Origin of the sequence: Flavobacterium sp., assembly GCF_044371705.1 — a bacterium.
GTDB lineage: Bacteria > Bacteroidota > Bacteroidia > Flavobacteriales > Flavobacteriaceae > Flavobacterium.
On sequence record NZ_JBILTE010000157.1, the window covers coordinates 1 to 5,860 of the forward strand.

The 5,860-nt window shown below is 33.2% G+C and carries 6 protein-coding genes; 4 read left to right on the plus strand and 2 right to left on the minus strand.

Annotated features, from left to right (window positions below):
* The 3 genes from ACIQ2S_RS10335 to ACIQ2S_RS10345 form a co-directional block, all read left to right on the plus strand.
* The coding region (locus ACIQ2S_RS10335; protein ID WP_396175668.1) for a hypothetical protein at positions 1 to 257 on the plus strand (257 nt) is incomplete at its 5' end.
* A gap of 84 nt (positions 258 to 341) precedes the next feature.
* Positions 342 to 617 carry an ATP-dependent Clp protease adaptor ClpS gene (locus ACIQ2S_RS10340; RefSeq protein WP_396175670.1) on the plus strand — a complete coding sequence of 92 codons (276 nt, stop codon included), beginning with the start codon at positions 342 to 344 and terminating at the stop codon, positions 615 to 617.
* 13 nt (positions 618 to 630) lie between these two features.
* Positions 631 to 1,899 (plus strand): sterol desaturase family protein, encoded by a 1,269-nt coding sequence (locus ACIQ2S_RS10345; RefSeq protein WP_396175672.1) that lies wholly within the window; start codon positions 631 to 633, stop codon positions 1,897 to 1,899.
* Positions 1,900 to 1,959: 60 nt separating this feature from the next.
* On the opposite strand, the gene ACIQ2S_RS10350 is transcribed toward ACIQ2S_RS10345, so the two are convergent.
* Positions 1,960 to 2,388: a lipocalin family protein gene (locus ACIQ2S_RS10350; RefSeq protein ID WP_396175674.1), complete on the minus strand. Its 429-nt coding sequence runs from the start codon at positions 2,386 to 2,388 to the stop codon at positions 1,960 to 1,962.
* A gap of 76 nt (positions 2,389 to 2,464) precedes the next feature.
* On the minus strand, positions 2,465 to 2,734 hold the full coding sequence (locus tag ACIQ2S_RS10355; RefSeq protein WP_396175676.1) for a heavy-metal-associated domain-containing protein: 270 nt from the start codon (positions 2,732 to 2,734) through the stop codon (positions 2,465 to 2,467).
* 215 nt (positions 2,735 to 2,949) lie between these two features.
* On the opposite strand from ACIQ2S_RS10355, the gene ACIQ2S_RS10360 reads away from it, so the two are divergent.
* Positions 2,950 to 5,754 carry a triple tyrosine motif-containing protein gene (locus tag ACIQ2S_RS10360; RefSeq protein WP_396175678.1) on the plus strand — a complete coding sequence of 935 codons (2,805 nt, stop codon included), beginning with the start codon at positions 2,950 to 2,952 and terminating at the stop codon, positions 5,752 to 5,754.
* Positions 5,755 to 5,860 lie beyond the last annotated feature (106 nt).

Consider the following 5,860-nt stretch of genomic DNA (forward strand, 5'->3'; position numbering starts at 1 on the left):
GATGGGAGATGGGAGATGGAAGATGGGAGATGGGAGATGGGAGATGGAAGATGGAAGATGGGAGTTGGAAGATGGAAGATGGAAGATGGAAGATGGGAGTTGGAAGATGGAAGATGGGAGTTGGAAGATTGAAGATGGAAGATGGAAGATGGAAGATGGAAGATGGAAGATGGGAGATGGAAGATGGAAGATGGGAATTGGGAGGTTCACGTTGTCATTCCGAACTTGTTTCGGAATCTAAAAAGATAGTTAAATAGAAGCTGAAACGTCCCGAAACTTCGGGACAGCTTGACAAGACATTAATTTTTGAATTTGATTTTTGCCATTGATTTTTAATACATATGAGTACGATTGAAAAAGTAAAAGAAGAAGTTTCCGTTGAAGAACTTTTAGGGTTGAACAACGAAATTGTGTTATATAACGATGATGTCAATACTTTTGATCATGTTATTGACACTTTGATTCGCGTATGTAACCACACCAGTGAACAAGCCGAACAGTGTGCAATTTTGGTGCATTACAAAGGAAAATGTACAGTAAAAACGGGAGACTATGACGAATTAAAACCTCAATGTACCCAACTACTTGAAGCCGGACTGAGTGCAGAATTAATTTAATGTAAAAAATTTATTGGAACACTACGGTAAAATACTCGTCATTGCCATGCCTGTTTTTCTGTTACTGATTGTAATTGAAAAAATCTATGGTTATTACAAAAAAAATGACACATTACCGCTGATGGACACCGTTTCGAGTTTGAGCTCCGGAATTACAAATGCAGTAAAAGATGTTTTAGGCATCAGCATTTCAATACTATCCTATGATTGGATGGTTTCAAAATTTGCCTTTTTTACCATCGAAAATTCAATTGCAACTTTTGCCATCGCATTTATAGTTATTGATTTTTATGGGTATTGGACGCATCGTTGGTCGCATCAAATCAATTTTTTATGGAACAAACATGCCATTCATCACAGCAGCGAAGAATTCAATTTAGCATGTGCATTGAGACAATCCATTTCCTCATTTGTCAATTTATTTACCTTTTTATTGATTCCTGCGGCTTTGTTTGGTGTTCCTTCACAAGTTATCGCTGTTGTACTACCTTTGCATCTTTTTTTGCAATTTTGGTACCATACCCAACATATCGGGAAAATGGGATTTTTAGAAAAAATTATCGTGACGCCTTCCCATCATCGGGTGCATCACGCAATCAACAAAGAATATTTGGATAAAAATCACGGACAAATCTTTATCTTTTGGGACCAATGGTTTGGAACTTTTCAAGAAGAGTTGGAAACTGTTCCGCCGGTTTACGGCATTACTCGTCCGGTACAAACTTGGAATCCGATTCGCATTAATTTTCAACATTTGTGGTTGCTTTGCCAAGATGCATGGAGAGCAACAGCATGGAAAGATAAATTCCGTATTTGGTTTATGCCAACAGGCTGGCGACCTGCAGGTTTTGAAGAAAGCTATCCCGTTTCAAAAATTGACGATGTGTATCATTTTGAAAAATACCGAACTAAAAGTTCTAAAAAACTTTTGTACTGGTCCATTTTTCAACTATTTACTACACTTTTATTGGTGAGTTATATGTTTTCGAACATAGCAACTATCGGATTGCCTAATCTATTTGTTTACGGCTTGTTTGTTTTTGTTACTATTTACAGCTATAGCGAATTGATGGACAGAAAAACAAATGCGTTATTTTGGGAGGGATTGCGATTGCTCTTTGGAGTAGGAATTCTAATGTATTACAGCGACTGGTTTGGGTTGAGTAAAATCATCAATTTTAGTACTGCTCTACTACTCTTCTATTTGATTGGATCATTTGCAATGACTTTCTATTTTACCCGATTTGAATTTAGAACAACCGTTTTACTCAAAAAATTCTAAAAATAGCAAAGCAAAAAAAAGAGGCTCAAATTGAACCTCTAATTTAGAAAAAAATACTTTTTATGGTCTTTTGAAAACCACGATAGCTGTAATTGGAACTCCGCCTAAATCTTCAGAAATTAATACTTTTAAAGTAGTATCATTTAGAGTAACAATTGTGGCAGTATTTGATTCGCCGTCGGAAGTAATTGTAAGTGAATTTCCACTTCTTGACCAAGTTCCTGTAGAACTGTCTTCCACACAAACTTCACCCTCTTTGAAATAGAAAACATCCTCATAATTTCCGCCTGAAAACAGCTCAACAAAATCTTTTTCACATCCAGGAGTATGTTCATACAATTCTAACTGTTCAACACCGCCTAGGGAAATACCTTCTTGATAAAATTCCCATTTACCTTCAATTGACGGTGCTTCATCATCGTCGCTACAAGATGTCAACAATACACCCGAAGTTAAAACAGACAAAAATAAAATTACTAGTTTTTTCATAATTGGTTAAGTTTAAAAATTATGACGTAAATGTAGGAATTGTTTTTTTATTTGAAAAAAGTTTTTAAAAAAGGTTTTAAGTATTCATTTTACCAATAGCACAACTCACATACGATTTTGCTTTGCTGCCCAAAGTGTTTTCAGCACCCTTTTCAGGATAGCCGCTATTCTTCAATATTTTTTTAACAGTTGCAGTGGTTTCAATCGAATCAACGTTAAAAGTTAGCACTCCATTTTCTACATCGATTTCCACTTCTGAAACATTTTTAATAGTTGCTAATTTCGATTGAATCGTGTGAGCACAACCGCTACATTTGACATTCTGAATATAAATTGTTTCTTTCATAACTTTAGTATTTAATGACATAAATTTACAGCTTTTCAACGCAAAATAACAATGAAAAGTCACAAAGAATACTTAAAATATTTCCGGCTGCAAATACATTCTTATTTTTAACTTTTTTAAAAATTCCATGATTTTATGATGTAATTTTATCAATCTTATATTTTTTATTACATTTAGGGTTTACAAATTGCTACAATCATCAATTCTATTATCCTTTGAAAAGAATTCTTTTATTTTTAACTCTTACACATGCTTTTCTGAGTGTTGCTCAAGAGTTTCCGCCTATCGTAAAATATTCACCCAGTAGCTATAATGCCGGGAATCAAAATTGGATGATTAGTCAAGACCAAAACAAGTTTGTCTATTTTGCAAACAATGAGGGCTTGTTGGAATTTAATGGTTCCGAATGGATTTTATATCCTTCACCCAACGAAACTATTATTCGTTCGGTAAAAGTCATCAAAGACAAAATTTACACGGGTTCCTATATGGAATTTGGTTTTTGGAAAAGACTTAGTAACGGAAAACTATCCTACACATCTTTAAGTACTGCAATTAAGTCCAAGATAATTGATGATGAACAATTTTGGAATATTTTAGAATATGAACATTGGGTGATTTTTCAATCATTGAATCAGATTTTTATTTTAGATACTAAAACTTCTACCTTTAAAATAATTACGCCAAAAGATATTATTTTCAAAGCTTTTGTTACTCCAAAATCAATTTTTTTTCAGACTGCATCCGATGGGTTTTTTGAAATAGAAAAAGGTCAAAGCCGATTGGTGTCAAATGATGCGTTTTTCATAGAGAACAAAATTGTTTCAGTATTTCAGAAAAAACAATCACTACTTTTACTTACCCAATACAACGGCTTTTTTGAATTTAGAGACGGAATCATTTCAAAATGGAAAACAGATGCAGATGAAAATTTAAATGCAAGTAGTGTTTATTGTGCTCAAGAAAATAGTAATGGAGATTATGTTTTAGGCACTGTTTCCAATGGCATTTTCATCATTAATTCCTTTGGAAAAGTAATTTATCACATTACTCAAAGTAATGGAATCAGCAACAATACGGCTCTCTCATTATTTGAAGATAAAGACCATAACATTTGGATCGGACTGGACAATGGTATCAACTGTATCAATTTAAAATCTCCTATTCACAGTTTTACCGATAATAGCGGTATTTTAGGCACGGTTTATACCTCTATCAAACACCAAAACAAAGTATATATTGGAACTAATCAGGGGCTTTTTTGGAAGGAGGCTGACAGCAGCAATAATTTTAAATTAGTATCCGGAACAAAAGGCCAAGTTTGGTCGCTGTTTGCAAAAGATGGTACGCTTTTTTGCGGACACGATTCAGGCACCTACCTAATTGAGAATCAATCAGCAAAGTTGATTTACTCCAAAACAGGTACTTGGAAATTTGAAGCGGTTCCATCAAACAAAAACTTGATTTTACAAGGAAATTATTACGGAATAGCAGTTTTAGAAAAAATCAACAACACTTGGGTCTTTCGAAATAAAATAAAAGGATTTGATTATTCTTCAAAATTCTTTGATTTTTCAAAACCCGACGAAATCATCATCAGTCACGAATACAAAGGCCTTTTCAGAATCAAATTAGATGCGGATTTTAAGCAAACTACATTTTTTGAAAGCTATAAAAGTCCTTCGAAAGGTAAAAATGCGGCATTAATTTCCTTTAACAACAGCATTTATTATGCCTTCAAAGAAGGTGTGTACAAACTGGATACAAAAACAAATCATTTTGAAAAAGATAAACAATTAAGCCAAGTGTTCACAAAAGATGAATACATCTCGGGCAAGATGATGGTGGATCAATCAAATAGGTTATGGTTTTTTACCAAAAATTACATCAACTATTTTTCGATTGAAAAACTTAGCTCTCAATTGAAACACAACATCATTCCAATACCTTCGAATTTAACCAATTCGATGCTTGGCTATGAAAATATCTCGCAACTGTCTGAATCACAATATTTGATAGGAACAACCGACGGATATTATATTATTAATACCGAGGATTTGGTTTTTAATAATTTCAAAATTGAAATGACCGATATTGCCACAAACAGGCAAAACGAATCGCTGGAGTTTAAATCACTACTTGAAAAAGGCTCTTTTAAACACATCGATAACAACGTAACTTTTTCATTTACAGTTGCTGAATTCAATAAATACATCAATGCGGAGTTTCAATATCTTTTGGAGGGGGTTACAAAAGAATGGAGTCCATGGAATTTTAATTCTAAAGCAACATTTAAAAATTTAGCTCCGGGAGATTATACATTCAAAGTAAAAGCAAAATTAGGAAATGTATACGCTGAAAACACTGTTTCCTATTCGTTTACCATACTAAAACCGTGGTATTTATCTAATTTGGCACTAGCCTTTTATATACTTATACTGTTGATTTTAGCATTCTTCATTAATAAATCTTATCAAAATTATTATCGTAAGCAACAAGAAAAACTAATTGAAGAAAACAACAGATTGTTGGAAATCAAAGAGTTAGAAACAGAGCAAGAGTTGATGCGGATTAAAAACCAGCAATTAGAGCAAGATTATGAGAACAAAAATAGAGAACTCGCCGCCTCTACAATGAGCTTAATCAAAAAGAACGAATTGCTTGCAATGATTAAAGACGATTTAAAAAATTCAACAGAAAACAGTCAGAATAGAAATATTAAATCGGTAATTACCAATATCAATAAAAACATTAATGAAGAAGATACTTGGAATGTTTTTGCAGAAGCATTCAATAATGCCGATAATAACTTTTTAAAGAACATCAAACAGATACATACTTCACTCACGCCAAACGATTTAAGACTTTGTGCCTATCTTCGACTAAATCTTTCATCGAAAGAAATAGCTCCGTTATTAAACATTTCTGTTCGAAGTGTGGAGATTAAACGTTATCGTTTGCGAAAAAAAATGGATTTACCGCACGAACAAGGACTTGTTGAGTACATACTTTCTATTTAAGAACTTGATGCTATGTCTAATTTAAGTGGTTTACAAAACAAAATTTAAACATAATGTATTAAAAAGCGTTTGTATCAATTGATCAAACGCTTTTTTTGTTTTAATG